The sequence below is a fragment of the Microbacterium saccharophilum genome, assembly GCF_007992455.1.
Lineage (GTDB): Bacteria > Actinomycetota > Actinomycetes > Actinomycetales > Microbacteriaceae > Microbacterium > Microbacterium saccharophilum.
The window spans coordinates 67,988-87,207 of sequence record NZ_BKAH01000009.1 but is presented as its reverse complement, the minus strand read 5'-3'; the positions used below and the strand labels follow the sequence as shown (position 1 = coordinate 87,207).

The following is a 19,220-nucleotide window of genomic DNA, read 5'->3' as shown; positions in this document are numbered from 1 at the left end:
ACGGCATGACCACCGCCCTGCCCGTCGGCGTGCCGACGCAGCTGTTCGTCGACGGCGCATGGACCGACGCCGCGGGGTCGAAGACCTTCCCGGTCTTCGACCCCGCGAGCGGCGCCGTGCTCGCCGAGATCGCCGACGCGAGTGCGGAGGACGCCATCCGCGCCCTCGATGCGGCGGTCGCCGCCCAGGAGTCCTGGGCCGCCACCGCGCCCCGGGCCCGCGGCGAGATCCTCCGGCGGGCGTTCGACCTGCTGCAGGAGCGCGCCGAGGAGTTCGCCCTCGTCATGACCCTCGAAATGGGCAAGCCGCTCCCGGAGGCCCGCGGGGAGGTCGTGTACGGCGGGGAGTTCCTCCGCTGGTTCAGCGAGGAGGCCGTGCGCATCTCCGGGCGCTACGGGCTCAATCCCGAGGGCACCGGGCGCATGATCGTCACGCAGCACCCGGTCGGTCCCTGCTTCTTCATCACCCCGTGGAACTTCCCGCTCGCGATGGCCACCCGCAAGATCGCGCCCGCGCTCGCCGCGGGCTGCACCGTCGTCGTCAAGCCCGCTGAGCTCACCCCCCTCACGACCCTCCTGTTCGCCCGGCTGCTCGAGGACGCGGGGCTGCCGCCCGGCGTCGTCAACGTCGTCACCACGACACGGTCGGCGGACGTCTCGGCTCCCGTCATCGCCGACCGGCGACTGCGGAAGCTGTCGTTCACCGGCTCGACGCCGGTGGGGAAGCGGCTCATCGCGCAGGCGGCGGAGGGTGTGCTCCGCGTCTCGATGGAGCTCGGCGGCAACGCGCCGTTCGTCGTGTTCGACGACGCCGACCTCGACAAGGCCGTGGACGGCGCGATGGCGGCGAAGTTCCGCAACATCGGGCAGGCCTGCACCGCCGCCAACCGGTTCCTCGTCCACGAGACGGTCGCCGACGAGTTCGCCCGCCGGGTCGCCGAGCGCGTCGCCGCCATGCGCGTCGGGGCGGGGACCGACGACGGCGTGCAGATCGGTCCGCTGATCGACGACAAGGCCGTCGTGAAGACGGGGGAACTCGTGCAGGATGCCGTCGGCCGCGGTGCCCGCGTCCTCACCGGCGGCTCGCCGATCGACGGGCCCGGCACGTTCTTCGCGCCGACGGTGCTGGCCGGGGTGGCCTCCGGCAGTGCGCTGCTGCGCGAGGAGATCTTCGGCCCCGTCCTCGCGATCACGACCTTCCGCGACGAGGACGAGGCCGTGCGCCTCGCGAACGACACCGAGTACGGCCTCGTGTCCTACGTCTACACGCGAGACCTCGCCCGCGGCCACCGGATGATCGACCGCCTCGAGACGGGGATGATGGGACTCAACGCCGGCGTCGTCTCCAACGCCGCCGCCCCCTTCGGCGGGGTCAAGCAGTCCGGCATGGGCCGCGAAGGCGGGCTGGAAGGCATCCAGGAGTACCTGTCCACGAAGTACACCCTCATCCCCGCCGACTGAGCGGGAGGAACGGAGCATCATGAGCACCTACGCCGTGGTCAACCCCGCGACCGGGGAGACCCTCGCCACCTACCCCACCGCGACCGACGCCGAGGTCGAGGCGGCCGTCGCCGCGGCCGCCGAGGCCGCCCGCACCTGGGGACGCACCTCGACCCCGGCCGAACGCGCCGCGCTGCTGCGCCGCGTCGCCGAGCTGCACCGCGAGCGACGCGACGAGCTCGCCGCCGTCATCGTCCGCGAGATGGGCAAGCCGCTCGCCGCCGCGGAGGGCGAGGTCGACTTCGCCGCCGACATCACCGAGTATTACGCCGACCACATCGAGGAGATCACCCGGGACACCCCGATCGACATCCTCGGGGAGGGCACCGCTGTCATCCGCCGCGCCCCGCTCGGCGCGCTGCTGGGCATCATGCCGTGGAACTTCCCCTACTACCAGGTCGCCCGCTTCGCGGCGCCGAACCTCGCGGTCGGCAACACGATCCTCCTCAAGCACGCACCGCAGTGCCCGGAGTCGGCCGCCGCGATCGCGCAGATGTACGCCGACGCCGGGTTCCCGGCCGGCGCGTACGCCGACGTGCGGCTGACCAACGAGCAGGCCGCCGAGGTCATCGCCGACCCGCGCGTGCAGGGCGTGTCGGTCACCGGCTCGGAGCGGGCCGGGGCCGCCGTGGCCGAGGTCGCGGGAAGGAACCTCAAGAAGGTCGCCCTCGAGCTCGGCGGATCGGACCCGTTCATCCTGCTGTCCACCGACGATCTCGACGGGGCCGTCCAGATGGCCGTCGACGCGCGCCTGGACAACAACGGGCAGTCCTGCAACGCCGCCAAGCGCTTCATCGTCGTGGACGACCTGTACGAGCAGTTCGTGGAGAAGTTCGCCGCCGGCATCGGCGGCGCGACCGTGGGCGATCCGTTCGCCGAGGACACCGTCATCGGGCCGCTGTCCTCGCTGACGGCCGCCGAGCGGCTCGCGGAGCAGGTCGACCGCGCCGTCGCACAGGGCGCGACGCTCGTGACGGGGGGCGTGCGTGACGGCGCGTACTACCCGGGCACGGTGCTGACCGGTGTGACCGAGGACATGGACGCGTACCGCGAGGAGTTCTTCGGCCCCGTCGGCGTCGTCTACCGCGTCGCCGATGAGGACGAGGCGATCGCCGTCGCGAACGGCACGCCGTTCGGCCTGGGTTCGTACGTCTTCACGACGGACGCCGAGCAGGCGAAGCGCGTCGCCGACCGGATCGAGGCCGGAATGGTCTACATCAACGTCGTCCTCGCCGATTCGCCGGAGCTGCCGTTCGGCGGCGTCAAGCGCAGCGGCACCGGACGCGAGATGGGTCTCCTGGCGGCGGACGAGTTCGTCAACAAGAAGCTCATCCGCACGGCCTGACGCGACGACGACCGGATGCCGGGATTGCCACGGCCGGTGGCCTGTCGGGACGCGTCCGGAAGGGGCAGGATGGAGCCATGGAGGACATTGCCGACGTCGTCACCCATCTGACCGACGAACAGTGCTGGGAGCGCCTGGAGCAGCAGCAGCTGGGTCGTCTCGTGACGCATGTGGGGGAGGTGTTCGACATCTTCCCGGTCAACTACGTCGTGGACGGGCAGTCGATCGTGTTCCGCACGGCCGAAGGCAGCAAGCTGACCGAGCTGTCCATCAACGACGCGGTGCTCTTCGAAGCCGACCGGTACACGGAGCAGGACGCCTGGAGTGTCGTCGTGCGCGGCCATGCACGACGACTGGACACCTCATCCGAAGTCGCCGCCGCGGACACCCTGCCGCTGAAGCCCTGGATCCCCACGCTCAAGTACAACTACGTGCGCATCGAGGCGGCCTCCCTGTCCGGCCGGGAGTTCCGACGGGGCGAGGAGCCGGATCGCTACGGCGTGCAGGAGTACTGACCCGGTTCGCGCCCTCCCGGGTGGATGACGTACACTTGAGGACGCAGTTGTCTGCATTCTTTCGCCGTGCCCGCGGATCGGGAACCCCCTGGAACTGGTTACGGTAGAAGTACGGACACCCGGGTCGGAAGACCTTAGGGCGGTAGCTCAATTGGCAGAGCAGCGGTCTCCAAAACCGCAGGTTGCAGGTTCGATTCCTGTCCGCCCTGCGCGTCAGCATCTTGCTGGCACGGATGAAGTCACAACAGGTGGGTTGAATGGTCCAGGATGAGCCGAACGGCGAGGTCGTCGCCGCGAGCGGCGCCACCCGCGAGAAGAAGCTGAACTTCTTCCAGCGGATCGCCCTGTTCATCCGTCAGGTCTTCGCCGAACTCCGCAAGGTCGTCACCCCGACGCGCCAGGAGCTCCTGAAGTTCACGGCCGTCGTGCTCGGATTCGTCGTCGTCATGATGGCGATCGTGTACGGGCTCGACGTCCTGTTCGTCTGGATCACGACCATCGTCTTCGGCGTACCGAGCTGATCTCCCCCGGAGACCGCTCGGGTGCCTGATGGCATCCAGACCCCCAATGGAAGAGAACGCAAGTGTCTGAAAAGTATGTCGACGACGCCGACTGGGCGACGGCCGCAGAGCAGTCCAGTGAGGACGACGAAGCCCAGGAGGGCAACGTCCTCGCCGATCAGGAGCGCTCGGTCGAAGCCGCAGAGCACGCCGCCATCCACGTCGTGGACGAGGACGGCGACGACGAGGACGACGTCGACGGCGACCTGGACGACATCGACATCGACGACCCGGAGGCAGACGCCATCGTGAACGACGCACTCGAGATCGACGAGGCGGCCGAGGCTGAGGCCGCTGCAGAGGTGCTGAACGACTCCATCGCCGAGGAGGAGGCCGACCGCGCCGCCGAGGCGGCCGACGAGGTCACCCCGTACGACGGCCCCGAGCTCGGTGACGACAGCGCCGAGGTCGAGGATGCCGACGACGAGGATGCCGACGACGCGGCCGCGGATGCCGAACCCGAGGACCCGTACGAGGCCTTCCGCGCCGAGCTGCGTGAGCTTCCCGGCAAGTGGTTCGTCATCCACTCCTACGCGGGCTTCGAACGCAAGGTGAAGGCCAACATCGAGCAGCGCAAGAACACGCTCGAGGTCGAAGAGGACATCTACCAGGTCGAGGTCCCCATGGAGGACGTCGTCGAGATCAAGAACGGCCAGCGCAAGATGGTCACGCGCGTCCGGATCCCCGGCTACGTGCTCGTGCGCATGGAGCTCAACGAGGACACCTGGTCGGTCGTCCGTCACACCCCCGGTGTCACCGGCTTCGTGGGCAACGCCCACAACCCGACGCCGCTGCGGTTCGAAGAGGCCTTCAACATGCTGAAGTCGCTCGTCGAGGTCAAGGAGGTCGCGACGGCCAAGGGCTCCGCGAAGGGCTCCGCCACGCAGGCGCGCAGCATCGTCACCGAGGTCGACTTCGAGGTCGGCGAGACGATCACGATCAAGGAAGGCTCGTTCGCGGGTCTCCCGGGCTCCATCAGCGAGATCAAGCCGGAGAGCGGCAAGCTCACCGTCCTCGTTTCGCTCTTCGAGCGCGAGACTCCGGTCGAGCTCAGCTTCGACCAGGTCACCAAGCAGTAGCTCACCCAAGGACACCGCCACCCGCCCGGGTGCGCGGGAGAGAGGGATGCCGACGGCATCCGCTCGTTGAAAGGAAAAAGAATGGCACCGAAGAAGAAGGTGACCGGCCTGATCAAGCTTCAGATCAACGCCGGTGCAGCCAACCCGGCGCCGCCGATCGGCCCCGCGCTCGGTCAGCATGGCGTCAACATCATGGAGTTCTGCAAGGCGTACAACGCCGCGACGGAGTCGCAGCGCGGCAACGTCATCCCCGTGGAGATCACCGTCTACGAGGACCGCAGCTTCACGTTCATCCTGAAGACCCCGCCCGCGGCGGAGCTCATCAAGAAGGCCGCCGGCGTCCCCAAGGGATCCGGCACGCCGCACACGGTCAAGGTCGCGAAGCTCACCAAGGAGCAGGTTCGTCAGATCGCCGAGCAGAAGATGCCCGACCTGAACGCGAACGACATCGAGGCCGCCTCGCTGATCATCGCCGGCACCGCCCGCTCCATGGGCATCACGGTCGAAGGCTGAGGGGAAGAGCACAATGGCTAAGTCCAAGGTTTACGAAGCAGCCGCGGCGAAGATCGACCGCGAGAAGTTCTACACGTCGGCTGAGGCCGTCGCCCTGGCGAAGGAGACGGGCTCCAAGAAGTTCGACTCCACCGTCGAGGTGGCCCTGAAGCTCGCCGTCGACCCGCGCAAGGCGGACCAGATGGTCCGCGGCACGGTCATCCTGCCGCACGGCACGGGCAAGACCGCCCGCGTCATCGTGTTCGCGACCGGGCCGGCCGCCGAAGCGGCCATCGCCGCAGGTGCGGACGAGGTCGGCGGCGCCGAGCTCATCGAGAAGGTCGCCGGCGGCTACACCGCGTTCGACTCGGCCGTCTCCACGCCCGAGCTCATGGGCCAGGTCGGTCGACTCGGTAAGGTCCTGGGCCCCCGCGGCCTCATGCCGAACCCCAAGACCGGCACCGTGACCCCCAACCCGGCCAAGGCCGTCGAGGAGATCAAGGGCGGCAAGATCGAGTTCCGCGTCGACAAGCACGCCAACGTGCACTTCGTCGTCGGCAAGGCCTCCTTCACGGCCGAGCAGCTGAACGAGAACTTCCGTGCCGCGCTCGAGGAGATCGTCCGCCTCAAGCCGTCGAGCTCGAAGGGCCGTTACATCCAGAAGGGCGCCGTCTCGACCACGTTCGGTCCCGGCATCCCGCTGGACGTCAACGTCTTCGCCTGACGCTCATCGCACGAAGGGCCTCACCTGCGGGTGGGGCCCTTCGTCGTTCTCGGATGTCGCGCGTGACCCCGAGAAACCACATCCAGCACGAGACATCACGCGAGGCGTGGTTTCTCACGCCGGATGTGGTTTCTCACTGCCCGCGAGGAGGTCAGTGCCCGGTCAGGCGTCGCGACGGACCTCGAAACCGCGATCCCCGGTCGGTGCGCGCTCGGTGACCTCCGTCGCATCGACGCGTGAGCCGGGCGGCCCCTCGGCCATCCACGCCAGCACGTCGTCGACCTGCGTCGGCGTTCCCTCGACCTCGGCTTCGACCGATCCGTCGCGGCGGTTGCGCACCCAGCCGGCGACGCCGGCCTCCTGGGCCACCATCCGCATCGTGTAGCGATAGCCGACGCCCTGCACGTCGCCTCGAACGATCACCCGCACGCGCCTCATGACTTCATCCTGTCGCGCCGCGGCGCGAGATGACAGGATGCCGCCATGGGAACCATCGACGACTACCTCGCGGAGCTCGACCCGGCCGATGCCGCCGTCATCGGTCACGCCTACGACGTGGCGCGGGCGGCGGTCCCCGAGGCGGAGCAGGGCCTCGGCTACGGGATGCCGGCGCTGACCTACCGCGGGAAGTCGCTCCTCTCGCTCATGCGGGCGAAGCATCACATCGGGGTCTACCCCTTCAGCCCCGCGGCGATCATCGAGATCGCGCCGCTCCTGGACGGCGTCGACACGGCGAAGGGGACGATCCGCCTCGCGCCCGAGACGCCGCTGCCCGACGAGACCCTCCGCGCGCTCGTGCTGGCGCGGAAGGCGCAGATCGACGGGTCGTGACCGGACTCAGCCCAGAACGAGCGAGACGGCGATCGCCAGCATCACGACGGCGATGATCCCGTCGAGCACGCGCCACGCGCGGGGGCTCGACAGCCAGCGGCCGAGGTGCCGCGCCCCGAGCGCGAGGCTGAAGAACCACACGACGGATGCCGTCGCCGCGCCCGCGGCGAACCACCAGCGCAGCGCGCCATGCGTGCTCGCCACCGAGCCGAGCAGGAAGACCGTGTCGAGGTACACGTGCGGGTTGAGCCACGTCAGTGCGAGGCACGTGAGGATGACCGGCGCGAGTCGGGTCCGCGTCGCGACGGCGCCCCCCGGTGCGCCGCCGGCCGCCGCAGGGTCCCCTTCGATCCGCAGCGCCGCGCCGGACGGCCGCAGGGCGCGTCGCGCGGCGAGCAGGGCGTACCCGCCGAGGAAGATCGCCCCGCCCCACCTGGCGGCGTCGACGAGCCAGGGCGCCGCCTGGAGGACGGCGCCCAGCCCGGAGACGCCCACGGCGATCAGCGCGGCATCCGACACGGCGCACACTGCGGCGACCGCGAGCGCATGCTCACGCCGGATTCCCTGCCGCAGGACGAAGAGGTTCTGCGCGCCGATCGCGACGATGAGGGAGAGTCCGAGGCCGAACCCGGCGAGGACGGAGGTGATCACCCCTGAACGCTACGGAGCTCCGAACCTGCAGTCCAGTTCACGATTCTTACGCCGCTGAAGTAGAACTGATGCATGCGCATTCCCGCCGACCTGGCCGAGACCCTCGCAGTCGTGCTGGACGAGGGCAGTCTGGATGCCGCCGCCCGCCGCCTGCACGTGACCCCCTCGGCGGTGAGCCAGCGGATCAAATCCCTCGAGGAGCAGGTCGGCCGTGTGCTCCTCGTGCGCACGAAGCCCGTCCGGCCGACGGAGGCCGCGCATGCGGTCGTCCGGTACGCGCGGCAGCTGGCGCTCCTGGAGCATGATGCGCGTGCCGAGCTCGGGGCCGAGGACGGGGCGCGGATCTCGGTGCCGCTGGCCGTCAACGCGGACTCCCTCGCGACGTGGTTCCTTCCCCCGCTCGCGCGGCTCGCGGAGCGGCATCCCGTCGTCTTCGACCTGCACCGCGACGACCAGGACTTCACGGCGGGGCTCCTGGAGTCGGGCACGGTGATGGGCGCGGTCACCTCCCGGGCCGCCCCCGTCGCGGGATGCCGCGTGAGCCCGCTGGGGGTGCTCCGCTACGAGGCCGTCGCGACGCCCGCCTTCGTCGCGAGGTGGCTGCCCGGCGGCGTGGATGCCGCGGCGCTGGCCGAGGCGCCGCTCATCGACTTCGACCGCCGCGACGACCTGCAGCGGCAGTGGCTCGCCGCGTGGGGCGTCGATCCGTCCCGGCCGCCGCGGCACTACATCCCGGCGTCGCACGACTTCGCGACCGCCGCGCGACTCGGCCTCGGCTGGGCGCTGCTGCCCAGGCTGCAGTGGGAGCGGGCGGTGGCTGCCGGCGAACTCGTGCTGCTCGGCGGTCCGGCGGTCGATGTCCCGTTGCACTGGCAGCAGTGGAACCTGCGGTCACCGCTCCTGGATGCGATCGCCGAGGCGATCGTGACGGAGGGGCGGCGGGTCCTCGCGGCCTGAGACGCCCGCGCCCGGCGCCGGTGCGCGGGGCCGGCGCACGCGTCGCCGGCCGCGGCGCGGGTCTACGCGTCGCCGACCGCCAGCACGATCTTGCCGCGCGAGTGCCCGCGCTCGAGCTCCCGGTGCGCCGCGGCCGCGTCGGAGAGGTCGAATACGCGGTCGACGTACACCTGGATGGCACCCGAATCGAGCAGCCGGGCGATCGTCGACAGGACGCCGCCGTCCGGGATGACCTTGTACGACGTCGCCCGCACGCCGGCGGCAGCGGCCTCCGCGGCGTATTCGGGCCAGCCGCCGGAGGGCACCATGACATACAGGCCGCCGGGGCGGAGCACGGTGAGCGAACGGCTGCCGGTGTCGTCGTGCACGTTGCCGACGAGGTCGATCACCACGTCGACGTCGCCGGTCACGTCCTCGAACCGGGTCGTGGCGTAGTCGATGACGACCGACGCCCCCAGTTCGCGGAGCCAGGCGAGGTTGCGCTCCGAGCCGGTCGTCGTCACATGGGCGCCGAAGTACGCGGCCAGCTGCACCGCGAAATGGCCGACGCCGCCGCTGCCGGCGTGGATGAGGATCCGCTGGCCCTCGTGCGCATGCGCCGTCTCGACGACGAGCCCCCACGCCGTGAGGGCAGCCAGGGGAACTCCGGCCGCCGCGACGTGCGAGAGCGAAGCGGGCTTCCGGGCCACGGAGAGCGAGGGCACCACGGCGTACTCCGCGTACGTGCCGCCGGACCGCGGGAACGAGGCCATGCCGAACACCTCGGTGCCGACCGGCAGCGGATGGGCCTCGTACGGAGCCTTGACCACGACACCGCTGAAGTCGAAGCCGAGCGTGCTGGGGAAGGCAGGGATGGCCCCTGCGACACCGCGGCCGGCGCGCGTCTTCGCGTCGATCGGGTTGGCGCCGGCCGCCACGATCCGCACGAGCAGTTCGCTCATGACGGGCGAGGGGACGGGGACCGCCGCCTCGCGGAGGACGTCGGGGCCGCCGGGCGCGTCGAAGACGACGGCACGCATGGTGGCGGGGGGCTCGGCGACGTCGATGCTCGGGGCGTCGGGGGCGGGTGCTGTGCGCAGCGGCCGGAATCTCATCGGTCGCTCCTTCCGCGCGCCGGCCGGCGTCGGCGGCACTGGTCTCTGGGTCTGGACACCAGTCAACAGGGCGATTGTCTCGACCGTGTTACGCGGGTGCTACCGGGCGGCTAAGGTCGAGGCCGTCAGAGCGCCGGACGCTCTCCGCTCGTCAGCGCATGCAGGAGGCGGGTGAGGTTGCTGATGTCCTCGAGGGGCCACTGCTCCAGCGCGTCGACCAGGATGCCCTCGTGCGGCGCGCGCGCTGCGGCGAGCCGCTCCAGGCCGTGCGGCGTGGGGGAGAGCAGGCTCGAACGCCCGTCGGTCGGATCCGGTGCGCGCTGGACGAGCCCGAGCTCCTCGAGCTCGCGCACCGTGCGGCTGATCTGGCCCTTGTCGGCGGTGAGGCACTCCGCGAGGGCCGACGTCGTGACCGGCTGGCGCCGCACGATCGTCGTGAACACCTTGTACGCGCCGGGCAGAAGGCCCGGGCTGACCCGGTGGGCGTTCTCGGTGATGATCCTGCGGAAGCGGCTGACCAGCTCGCCGAACTCGGCCTCGAGGGCCCGCACCGCCTCAGTGCGGGCCTCGCGGGTGTCCTCAGCCATCGTCACGCGCACGGGGTGCGCTCGACGCGGCGGCATCCGCGGTCGATCCGGTGGCGGTGAGGGTCCCCATCCCGGCGGGGACGGAGACGGTCGCGAGGTCGGCTTCGCCGGCCTGCAGACGCTCCGTCGTCGTCATCTTCGTCAGCGGCGCGTTGGGCAGGAAGATGATCGCGATGAGGCTGATCACGGCGAACGGCACCGCGATGAGGAACGAGTGCGAGATGCCCTGCGCGTAGATGTCCTCGAAGAGGACCCGCAGCCCCTCCGGCATCGAGGAGACCTGCGGCAGCGTGCCGGACTGCAGCTGCTCCGCCCAGTACGGCGCCTTGTCGCCGAGGGCGGCGATCGCCGCGGCGATGTCGTCCTTCGTGCTGGTGACGAGGTCGGCCACGCGGGTGGCCAGCGCGGCGCCCATGACGGAGACCCCGATCGTGCCGCCGAGGCTGCGGAAGAAGGTGACGCCGGAGCTCGCGACGCCGATCTCGGTGGGCTTGGCGGTGTTCTGCACGACGAGCACGAGGTTCTGCATCGTCATGCCGACACCGGCGCCGAGCAGGAACATGTAGAGCGAGACCAGCGCGAAGTTCGTGTCGTAGTTGATCGTCGACAGCAGCGTCGCACCGGCGATGAGGGAGACCGATCCGACGAGCAGATACGGCTTCCACTTCCCGTACTTCGTGATGAGGGCGCCCACGCCGACGGAGGACAGCAGGAGACCCGCGATCATCGGGATCGTCATGAGGCCGGCCTCGGTGGGCGTCGCGCCGCGGGCGAGCTGCATGTACTGGCCGAGGAAGACCGACGCGCCGAACATCGCGATGCCGGTCGCGATCGAGGCGATCACGGACAAGGTGAAGGTGCGGTTGCGGAACAGCGACAGCGGGATGAGGGGCTCGGACGAGCGCAGTTCGACGATCACGAAGAGGATGGCGCCGAGCAGGGCGCCGCCGACCATGAGGACGGTCTCGGTGCTCCACCAGTCGAAGCTCGTGCCGGCGCTCGTGACCCAGATGAGCAGGAGGGAGACAGCGGCGGAGAGCAGGACGATGCCGAGGTAGTCGATGCGCGCCTTGACCTTCGCGCGCTTCGGCAGGTGCAGCGTCGTCTGGACGAGGATGAGCGCCGCGATGGCGATCGGCAGGGAGACGAAGAAGTTCCAGCGCCACCCGAAGGCGTCGGTGATGACGCCGCCGAGGAGCGGCCCGCCGACGGTGGCCACGGCCATGACCGCGCCGAACAGGCCCATGTATCGGCCGCGCTCACGCGGGCTGATGATGTCGGCCATGATGACCTGGCTGAGCGCCGCGAGGCCGCCCGCCCCGAGCCCCTGTACGGCGCGGAACGCGATGAGCGTGCCGGTGTCCTGCGCGAAACCGGCCGCGGCGGTCGCCAGCACGAACAGCACGATGGCGCCCTGATACAGCACCTTGCGGTTCATGAGGTCGGCGAGCTTGCCCCAGATGGGCGTCGAGATGGCGGTGGTGAGCAGGGTCGCCGTCACAACCCACGTGAACGCGTTCTGGTCTCCACCGAGGTCGTGGACGATGACCGGGAGCGAGGTCGACACGACGGTCGTCGCGATCATCGAGACGAACATGCCGAGGATGAGGCCGGAGAGGGCCTGCAGCACCTGGCGATGCGACATGGCCGGGCGGCCGGCGGTGGGTGTGGGGGAGGTCATGCAGGTCCTTCGTGGGAGTGGAGCGGCGGAGCCGACGAAAGATGACAAAGGTCAAATGTTGATATGTGTCAACTATACGTCAATGGTTGACAGGCGTCAACAATCCCTGCGGAAGCGTCACCGGAGCGACGGCGAGGCGAGCGAGCTCAGTCGGCGAGGGCGAGTGCGCGGAACGGCTCTCGCGGCCGTGGGGGACCCGCCGGTGCCGCCACGGAAGGCGGCTGCGTCCCGCTGCGCTGCAGTGTCGTGCGCCGGTAGAGCTCATCGATGAGGTCCGTCGCGAGGCCGACGAGAGTCGCGATCTCCTTCTCGTCGCGGTCGACCCACGCGCAGCGCGGCTCGTCGCCCACGGGGACGAAGTCGTCGTGCTCCTCCCAGACGACGAGGGTGCGCTCGGCGCCGAGGACGTGCTGCTGCCACCACACCTGGCGGAGGTAGGTGCGGGGGATCGATCGCCACGTCTTGTTCGTCGTCTTGATCTCGGCGAGGGTCACGCGGCCCGCGGCGTCGACGGCGACGCCGTCGGGTGTCGCGAGGTGCCGCTTCTCGACCTCGGCGTGGAACAGCGCCGACGACGGCTGGATGCCATGGGTCGCCGCCACCCATGCGGCGATCTCCGGCTCGCGCCGCCGCCCGTGATCGGTATAGGCGTTGCCGCTGAACCCCGAGCCCATCAGCTTGGCGTGGGCGGCGCGGGGGATCGAGCGGGCGCTCGTGAGCTGTGCGACGTCGGTCGCGGTGATGCCGCGCGAGCGGGCGCGGATCCAGGCCACCCGGTCGCGCGAGTCGGCGACGATGCGCGCGGCGAGCTGCGGGGTCATGACCACGAGGCTAACCCCGGGGTGTGCCATCCGGTGGCCTGCCACGCCCGCGCCGGCCCGCCCGCCGTGCCGATTTGGGTGAGGGGGCGAGGGTCGCGTACACTGATCGGTAAGCCAAAGACCGTCGGTCATCGGTGTGCGCGCATGCGCATGACGATCGAAGCTCTGCATCGCAGGGGCCCACGCAGGTGTACAGGAAGATTCTCCGGAATTCAGCTCCGTGCGCTTGCGCCGGAGCTTTTTTGCTGTTCAGAGGTCTGCGGCCGGCGCCCCGCCATCGCGGAGCGTCACGTACACATAAGGAGTGACCATGGCGCAGAAGGATGCATCGGTTGCCGAGCTCACGAAGTCATTCGAGAACTCGAACGCCGTTCTGCTGACCGAGTACCGCGGTCTGACGGTTGCCCAGCTCAAGCAGCTGCGCAACACCATCCGTCAGGACGCGCAGTACGCCGTGGTGAAGAACACGCTGACCAAGATCGCCGCGAACAACGCGGGGATCACGGCGCTGGACGAGGACCTCACGGGTCCGTCGGCCGTCGCGTTCGTGCACGGCGACTTCGTCGCCACCGCGAAGGCTCTGCGTGATTTCGCCAAGGCAAACCCGCTTCTGGTGATCAAGGGCGGCGTGTTCGAGGGCAACCCCCTCACCGCCGACGAGGTCAACAAGTACGCCTCGCTCGAGAGCCGTGAGGTTCTGCTTGCGAAGGCGGCGGGCATGATGAAGGCGACGATGGGCAAGGCTGCGGCCACCATCGACGCGCTTCGCGAAAAGCTGGAGACCGCTCAGGCCGCGTAAGCGACCGGCGGCTGATTACCCACAAACCACAAACTAGGAGATACATCATGGCGAAGCTCACCACTGACGAGCTGCTCGAGCAGTTCGCCGACCTCACCCTCGTCGAGCTCAGCGAGTTCGTGAAGGCGTTCGAGGAGAAGTTCGACGTCACCGCTGCGGCCCCGGTCGCCGTGGCCGGCGCCGGCGGCGGCGCCGCTGCCGAAGAGGTTGAGGAGAAGGACTCCTTCGACGTCATCCTCGAGGCTGCCGGCGACAAGAAGATCCAGGTCATCAAGACGGTCCGCGAGCTCACCTCGCTGGGCCTCGGCGAGGCCAAGGCCGTCGTCGACGGTGCCCCCAAGGCCGTCCTGGAGGGCGCCAACAAGGAGGCCGCAGAGAAGGCCAAGGCCGCTCTCGAAGAGGCCGGCGCGACGGTTACCCTCAAGTAATCACGCTCCACATCACGAAGGCCCCCGGGTTCACCCGGGGGCCTTCGTCGTCCCCGAGGCGCCTCAGCGTCCGATGGTGACGATCGCCGATGTGGCGTCGTCGAGCGCGGCGGTCGAGTTGCGCATGATCAGCGGCGACGGCTCGTACGTGTGGCTGCCTGGCGTCGCGGGGTCCTCGAGCTGTGCCATCAGGAGCCGGACGGCGGTGCGTCCCTGCTGGTCCGGCTTCTGCTGCAGTGTCGTGAGGGAGAACATGTCGGCGTACTCGTGGTCGTCGATGCCCACGACGCTCAGATGCTCCGGTACGCGGATGCCGAGCCGTCGCGCGGCGATGATCGCTCCGACAGCGACCTCATCGCACACCGCGACGAGCGCGGTCGGCCGCGTGAGGCGGTCGCCCAGCAGCTCGACGGCCGCGCCGTACCCGCCCGGCATCGTGACCTCGGAGGGGATGTGGCGCCCACCGCCCCGCGCACCCGCCGCCTCCATCGCCGCCCAGTAGCCCGCGAGCCTCCGCGCGTCTCCGAAGCTCATCTGCCGGCCGTCCGGGTCGCCGCCCAGGAACGTGATCTCGCGGTGGCCGAGACCGAGGAGGTGCTCGGTCGCGATCCGCGCGGCGGCGTGGTCGTCGATCGACACGGCGCTCGTGCCGGCGTCGTAGCCGCCGACGCTCACGACGGGCTTCCCGAAATCGACGAGTCGCTCGAGCTCATGGGCCGTGGGTTCGATGCCGACCGCGATGACGCCGTCGAAGCGCTTGCGGGCCAGGAAGTGGGTGAACATCTCGCGCCGCGCGTCGGACTCCGGCGGGGCGCTGTACAGCGCCAGGTCGTACCGGCGTTCCAGGAGAGCCTCCTGCACGCCGCCGAGCACCTGCGCGAAGAACCACCGGTCGAGGTTCGGCACGACGACGCCGATCGTCTGGGTGCGGCCGGTCACAAGGCTCACCGCGCTGGTCGTCGGCACATAGCCGAGCTCCTTCGCGGCGTGCTGCACGCGGGTGCGCGTCGCCTCCGAGACGTACCCGGCACCGGTCAGGGCGCGGCTGGCGGTCGCCTTCGACACGCCCGCAGCGCGTGCGACATCGGCGATTCCCGCCATCGGTCCTCCTCGGCTGTTCCGGGACCCGGTCCGCGGCGACGGGGAGTCGCATTTGTGGAACCGGTTCCAGGGATATTGTGGCGCGTAGGCGCCGTCTTCGCCACCCTCGTGGCGGCATTTACCGAGTTGTGATGATCCGAGAATTGTGCCGCGTCCGCCGATCCCCTAGCGTGAGCATGGAAACGGTTCCCTACGTTTTGACGCGGAGGATGGGCGTCCGCCCCTTCCGCAGCACTGAGGAGGAAACAAATGACTTCAATCCGATCGCCTCGGCGGCGGCACATGCTGACGGCGCTGAGCGTCGCAGCCGTGACGACCATCGCTCTCGCCGGCTGCGCCGAAGGCGGTGACGAACCCGCAGACGGCGCCTCGCTCGAAGGCGAGACCGTCCGCATCTCCGGCGGCATCACCGGCATCGAAGCCGAGAACATGCAGAAGTCCTTCGACGCGTTCACCGAGGACACCGGCATCATCGTCGAGTACACCGGTGACAAGGCGTTCGAGGGCAACATCGTCACGAAGGTGCAGGGTGGCGACGCCCCCGACATCGCCATCGTCCCGCAGCCGGGTCTGCTGAAGACCCTCGTGGACACCGGCGAGGTCAAGCCGGCCCCGGAGGGCGTCGAGAAGAACGTCGACGAGAACTGGTCCCCCGACTGGAAGGCGTACGGCACGTTCGACGACGTCTTCTACACGGCGCCGATGCTCGCCAACATCAAGGGCTACGTCTGGTACTCGCCGGCGTCGTTCGAGGAATGGGGCGTCGAGGTTCCCACGACGTGGGACGAGATGCTCGCACTCACCGCGACCATCCAGGAGAAGACCGGCAAGGCGCCCTGGTGCGCCGGCTTCGAGTCCGAGGCGGCGTCCGGCTGGCCGGGGACCGACTGGATCGAGGACCTCGTCCTGCGTCAGTCCGGCCCTGAGGTCTACGACCAGTGGGTGGCCGGTGACGTGAAGTTCACCGACCCCGAGATCGCCGACGCATTCGACGCCGTGGGCGAGATCCTCCTGAACCCGGAGTGGGTCAACGCCGGATTCGGCGACGTCGCGAGCATCAACTCCACCGCCTTCGGCGGCGTCGCGGCCAAGGTCGCGGACGGCAGCTGCCCGCTCACCCACCAGGCGTCGTTCCTGTCGGCGAACTTCCTCGACGTGCAGACGGCAGCCGGTGAGACGCCGGTCGTCGCTCCGGACGGCGACGTCTACGCCTTCGTGCTCCCGGGCTTCGAGGCGGACGCGGCGACCATCGAGGTCGGCGGCGAGTTCGTCACGGCGTTCTCCGACGACGCGGCCACCGTCAAGGTGCTCGAGTACATGTCGACGGCTGAGTGGGCGGACACCCGCGTGGGTCTCGGTGGCAACATCTCCGCGAACCTGAACGCCGACCCGAGCCTCGCGAGCAGCGAGTTCCTTCAGGAGGCCATGAAGCTCCTGCAGGACCCGAACACGACCGTCCGCTTCGACGCGTCCGACCTGATGCCGGCCACCGTCGGCTCCGGTTCGTTCTGGCGCGGCATGGTCGACTGGATCGACGGCAAGGACACCGCCACGGTGCTCAGCGACATCCAGGCCGGCTACGAGAACTGAGGTCGGCAGGCACATGCACGGGGCCGCTCGCGACAGCGAGCGGCCCCGTCGCACCCCCGGGCAGCGCTCTCACGGCGCGGCCCTCCCGGAGTCCAGTGAAGAACTCGGAAGGCACTCATGACTGGAACAATTCAGGCGCCCGGCCCGGCGGAGGCCGCCGTCACCGCTGACGCCGACGCGGCCGGCGCGCACGCCCGTCTGGCGCGCAGGCAACGCCGGACGACACTCGTCGTCGCGATCGCCCTCATCCTCGTGGTGGCGCTCTTCCTCTTCATGGTCACGCGCGAACCCGTCGAGGGCGCGCGGCCGACCTCGCTCGGCTTCTCGCTGAACTCCTTCTTCCAATGGCTCGGCGGGATGGGACCCCTCGTCCAGATCCCCCTCGTCCTCCTCGTCTTCGGCGCCGTGGTCGGACTGCTCCTGCTGCTGATCGAGTACGCGCCCAGGCCCGGCCGGTTCTACTTCTGGCTCCGGCTCGCGGCGTGCTTCCTCCTCCCGGTGATCGCGTTCATGCTCCTCCGCCCGTACCAGAACGCGGTGATCTACGTCCTCGCGATCGCGATCATCCTCGGCGGCGCACTGTTCTACGCCGACTACCGTTCCCGCCAGGGGGCCGGCTATCTGTTCCAGCTCATCCTCTTCGGTGCGCCGGCCGCCATCCTGCTGCTCATCGGGCTCATCTACCCCGCGATCGCGACCGTCGTCCAGTCGTTCTTCGACAAGACCGGCAAGGAGTTCGTCGGGCTCGAGAACTACGTCTGGGCGTTCACGAACCCGCAGGGGTTCTGGTCGGTCATCAACTCGATCATCTGGGTGATCGTGGCGCCGCTCGTGGCGACCGTCATCGGACTCGCCTACGCGGTCTTCATCGACCGGGCACGCGGCGAGAAGATCCTCAAGGTGCTCATCTTCATGCCGTTCGCGATCTCGTTCGTCGGTGCCGGCATCATCTGGAAGTTCATCTACGACTACCGGCAGGAGCAGCAGGTCGGTCTCCTGAACGCCATCGTCACGGCGTTCGGGGGTGAGCCGGTGTCGTGGCTCGCCGCGCAGCCCCTCGTCAACACGTTCCTGTTGCTCGTGGTGTTCATCTGGAGCCAGACCGGTCTCGCGATGGTCATCCTCTCCGCTGCCGTCAAGGCGGTGCCGACGGAGCAGAACGAGGCGGCCTCGCTCGACGGCGCGAACGCGTGGGAGCGTTTCCGCAACGTCACGGTCCCGGGCATCCGCTCCTCGATCGTCGTCGTGGTCACCACCGTCGCCATCGGCGCGCTGAAGGTCTACGACATCGTCGCCGTCATGACGGGCGGCCGCTCGGACACCACGGTGCTGGCGTTCGAGATGGTCAACCAGCAGCAGCGCTTCCAGAGCTACGGCCACTCCGCCGCGCTCGCCGTCGTGCTGTTCATCTTCGTGATCCCGCTGATCGTCTTCAACGTGATCCAGATCCGCAAGCAGAGGGAGATCCGATGAGCGTCGGGGTCATCGAACCGGTCGCCGATGCGCGCACCGCTCGGCAGGTCGCGCGGGAGACGCGCAAGCACGAGAAGATGGCGCAGAAGCGCCTGACGTCCAAGGGCGCCACGATCGCGGCCATCGCGATCGCCTTCCTATGGACGATCCCGACGCTGGGGCTGCTCGTCACCTCGTTCCGGCCCGGCGCCGACACGCAGTCCACCGGCTGGTGGACGGTGTTCGTCGACCCGGAGTTCACCTTCGAGAACTACCGGCTCGCCCTCACCTCCGGCGGGACGACGCTGACCCTCGGGCAGTCCTTCCTCAACTCGCTGGCGATCACGATTCCGGTCGTGTTCTTCGCGCTGGCCGTTGCATCCCTCCTGGCCTATGCGTTCGCCTGGATCGATTTCAAGGGCAAGAGCCTCCTGTTCGTCGGAGTGTTCGCGCTGCAGATCGTCCCGCTGCAGATGGCGCTCGTGCCGCTGCTGAGTCTCTTCTCCCGTGGCCTGACGATCAACGGGGTGTCGATCTTCCCGGGCCTCGAACTGCGTGATGTGGACCAGAGCTTCGCCACGATCTGGATCGCGCACACGATCTTCTCGATCCCGCTCGCGGTGTTCCTGCTGCACAACTTCATCGCGGAGATCCCGTCCGAGGTGATCGAGGCGGCACGCGTGGACGGCGCCGGACACGGACAGATCTTCTTCCGGATGATTCTGCCGCTCGCTGCCCCCGCGCTCGCGTCGTTCGCGGTGCTGCAGTTCATCTGGGTGTGGAACGACCTGCTCGTGGCAACGATCTTCGCACCATCCTCGTCGCTGCCCATGACCCAATCCCTGGCATCCCTGTCGGGGACGTGGGGCAACCAGTGGTTCCTGCAGTCCGCGGGCACGTTCCTGTCGATCCTCGTGCCGCTCATCGTGTTCTTCGCGCTGCAGCGGTTCTTCGTGCGAGGCCTCCTCGCCGGCGCGACGAAGGGCTGATCTCAGAAGTTCCGCTCGGGTCAGC

At 69.2% G+C, this 19,220-nt stretch carries 21 protein-coding genes and 1 tRNA gene; 15 read left to right on the top strand and 7 right to left on the bottom strand.

Going from position 1 to position 19,220, the window contains the following annotated elements; genetic code table 11:
* Positions 1–5: 5 nt before the first annotated feature.
* The 8 genes from MSA03_RS10350 to rplA all read left to right on the top strand — a co-directional run bounded on the left by MSA03_RS10350 (position 6) and on the right by rplA (position 6,214).
* On the top strand, positions 6–1,460 hold the full coding sequence (locus tag MSA03_RS10350; RefSeq protein WP_028494835.1) for an NAD-dependent succinate-semialdehyde dehydrogenase: 1,455 nt from the start codon (positions 6–8) through the stop codon (positions 1,458–1,460).
* 19 nt (positions 1,461–1,479) lie between these two features.
* Complete coding sequence (locus MSA03_RS10345) at positions 1,480–2,844, top strand: NAD-dependent succinate-semialdehyde dehydrogenase (RefSeq protein WP_147050923.1); 1,365 nt, start codon at positions 1,480–1,482, stop codon at positions 2,842–2,844.
* Between the two features lie 77 nt (positions 2,845–2,921).
* Positions 2,922–3,359 carry a pyridoxamine 5'-phosphate oxidase family protein gene (locus MSA03_RS10340; RefSeq protein WP_028494837.1) on the top strand — a complete coding sequence of 146 codons (438 nt, stop codon included), beginning with the start codon at positions 2,922–2,924 and terminating at the stop codon, positions 3,357–3,359.
* 136 nt (positions 3,360–3,495) lie between these two features.
* Positions 3,496–3,568 (top strand) — tRNA-Trp (locus MSA03_RS10335).
* A gap of 48 nt (positions 3,569–3,616) precedes the next feature.
* A complete protein-coding gene (gene secE, locus MSA03_RS10330; RefSeq protein WP_028494838.1) occupies positions 3,617–3,880 on the top strand; it encodes a preprotein translocase subunit SecE in 264 nt (87 codons plus the stop codon).
* Between the two features lie 62 nt (positions 3,881–3,942).
* On the top strand, positions 3,943–4,998 hold the full coding sequence (nusG, locus tag MSA03_RS10325) for a transcription termination/antitermination protein NusG (RefSeq protein ID WP_028494839.1): 1,056 nt from the start codon (positions 3,943–3,945) through the stop codon (positions 4,996–4,998).
* Positions 4,999–5,079: 81 nt separating this feature from the next.
* Positions 5,080–5,511: a 50S ribosomal protein L11 gene (rplK, locus tag MSA03_RS10320; RefSeq protein ID WP_028494840.1), complete on the top strand. Its 432-nt coding sequence runs from the start codon at positions 5,080–5,082 to the stop codon at positions 5,509–5,511.
* A gap of 13 nt (positions 5,512–5,524) precedes the next feature.
* Positions 5,525–6,214: a 50S ribosomal protein L1 gene (rplA, locus tag MSA03_RS10315; RefSeq protein ID WP_028494841.1), complete on the top strand. Its 690-nt coding sequence runs from the start codon at positions 5,525–5,527 to the stop codon at positions 6,212–6,214.
* A gap of 162 nt (positions 6,215–6,376) precedes the next feature.
* Here the strand turns inward: rplA and MSA03_RS10310 are convergent, their stop codons facing one another.
* Entirely contained in the window at positions 6,377–6,652 is a 276-nt protein-coding gene (locus MSA03_RS10310; protein WP_147050922.1) for an acylphosphatase, read from the bottom strand.
* 45 nt (positions 6,653–6,697) lie between these two features.
* Here MSA03_RS10310 and MSA03_RS10305 point away from each other — a divergent pair, with 45 nt between their 5' ends.
* Positions 6,698–7,045, top strand: a complete 348-nt coding sequence (locus MSA03_RS10305; RefSeq protein ID WP_147050921.1) for an iron chaperone — start codon at positions 6,698–6,700, stop codon at positions 7,043–7,045.
* Positions 7,046–7,051: 6 nt separating this feature from the next.
* On the opposite strand, the gene MSA03_RS10300 is transcribed toward MSA03_RS10305, so the two are convergent.
* On the bottom strand, positions 7,052–7,693 hold the full coding sequence (locus MSA03_RS10300) for a LysE/ArgO family amino acid transporter (RefSeq protein WP_170245486.1): 642 nt from the start codon (positions 7,691–7,693) through the stop codon (positions 7,052–7,054).
* Between the two features lie 75 nt (positions 7,694–7,768).
* On the opposite strand from MSA03_RS10300, the gene MSA03_RS10295 reads away from it, so the two are divergent.
* Positions 7,769–8,653, top strand: a complete 885-nt coding sequence (locus tag MSA03_RS10295; RefSeq protein WP_028494847.1) for a LysR family transcriptional regulator ArgP — start codon at positions 7,769–7,771, stop codon at positions 8,651–8,653.
* A 62-nt stretch (positions 8,654–8,715) separates the two neighbouring features.
* On the opposite strand, the gene MSA03_RS10290 is transcribed toward MSA03_RS10295, so the two are convergent.
* From MSA03_RS10290 to MSA03_RS10275, 4 genes are all read right to left on the bottom strand, one after another.
* Positions 8,716–9,747 (bottom strand): NADP-dependent oxidoreductase, encoded by a 1,032-nt coding sequence (locus MSA03_RS10290; protein WP_028494848.1) that lies wholly within the window; start codon positions 9,745–9,747, stop codon positions 8,716–8,718.
* Positions 9,748–9,872: 125 nt separating this feature from the next.
* Positions 9,873–10,334, bottom strand: a complete 462-nt coding sequence (locus tag MSA03_RS10285; RefSeq protein ID WP_028494849.1) for a MarR family winged helix-turn-helix transcriptional regulator — start codon at positions 10,332–10,334, stop codon at positions 9,873–9,875.
* Complete coding sequence (locus tag MSA03_RS10280; RefSeq protein ID WP_147050919.1) at positions 10,327–12,015, bottom strand: MDR family MFS transporter; 1,689 nt, start codon at positions 12,013–12,015, stop codon at positions 10,327–10,329. Before MSA03_RS10280 ends, MSA03_RS10285 begins: the two co-directional genes overlap by 8 nt.
* Before the next feature lie 146 nt (positions 12,016–12,161).
* Positions 12,162–12,836, bottom strand: a complete 675-nt coding sequence (locus MSA03_RS10275; protein WP_147050918.1) for a YqaJ viral recombinase family protein — start codon at positions 12,834–12,836, stop codon at positions 12,162–12,164.
* A gap of 310 nt (positions 12,837–13,146) precedes the next feature.
* Here MSA03_RS10275 and rplJ point away from each other — a divergent pair, with 310 nt between their 5' ends.
* The gene (gene rplJ / locus MSA03_RS10270) at positions 13,147–13,635 is read left to right on the top strand and encodes a 50S ribosomal protein L10 (protein WP_147050917.1); all 489 of its coding nucleotides are present in this window, start codon (positions 13,147–13,149) and stop codon (positions 13,633–13,635) included.
* Positions 13,636–13,682: 47 nt separating this feature from the next.
* Positions 13,683–14,063, top strand: coding sequence for a 50S ribosomal protein L7/L12 (rplL, locus tag MSA03_RS10265; RefSeq protein WP_028494853.1), 381 nt, complete (start codon positions 13,683–13,685; stop codon positions 14,061–14,063).
* A 63-nt stretch (positions 14,064–14,126) separates the two neighbouring features.
* On the opposite strand, the gene MSA03_RS10260 is transcribed toward rplL, so the two are convergent.
* Complete coding sequence (locus MSA03_RS10260; RefSeq protein ID WP_147050916.1) at positions 14,127–15,164, bottom strand: LacI family DNA-binding transcriptional regulator; 1,038 nt, start codon at positions 15,162–15,164, stop codon at positions 14,127–14,129.
* A 282-nt stretch (positions 15,165–15,446) separates the two neighbouring features.
* Here MSA03_RS10260 and MSA03_RS10255 point away from each other — a divergent pair, with 282 nt between their 5' ends.
* From MSA03_RS10255 to MSA03_RS10245, 3 genes are all read left to right on the top strand, one after another.
* The gene (locus MSA03_RS10255) at positions 15,447–16,754 is read left to right on the top strand and encodes an ABC transporter substrate-binding protein (protein ID WP_244946399.1); all 1,308 of its coding nucleotides are present in this window, start codon (positions 15,447–15,449) and stop codon (positions 16,752–16,754) included.
* Positions 16,755–16,871: 117 nt separating this feature from the next.
* Entirely contained in the window at positions 16,872–18,227 is a 1,356-nt protein-coding gene (locus MSA03_RS10250; protein WP_081782628.1) for a carbohydrate ABC transporter permease, read from the top strand.
* Positions 18,224–19,195, top strand: coding sequence for a carbohydrate ABC transporter permease (locus MSA03_RS10245; RefSeq protein WP_147050914.1), 972 nt, complete (start codon positions 18,224–18,226; stop codon positions 19,193–19,195). Before MSA03_RS10250 ends, MSA03_RS10245 begins: the two co-directional genes overlap by 4 nt.
* Positions 19,196–19,220: the final 25 nt, after the last annotated feature.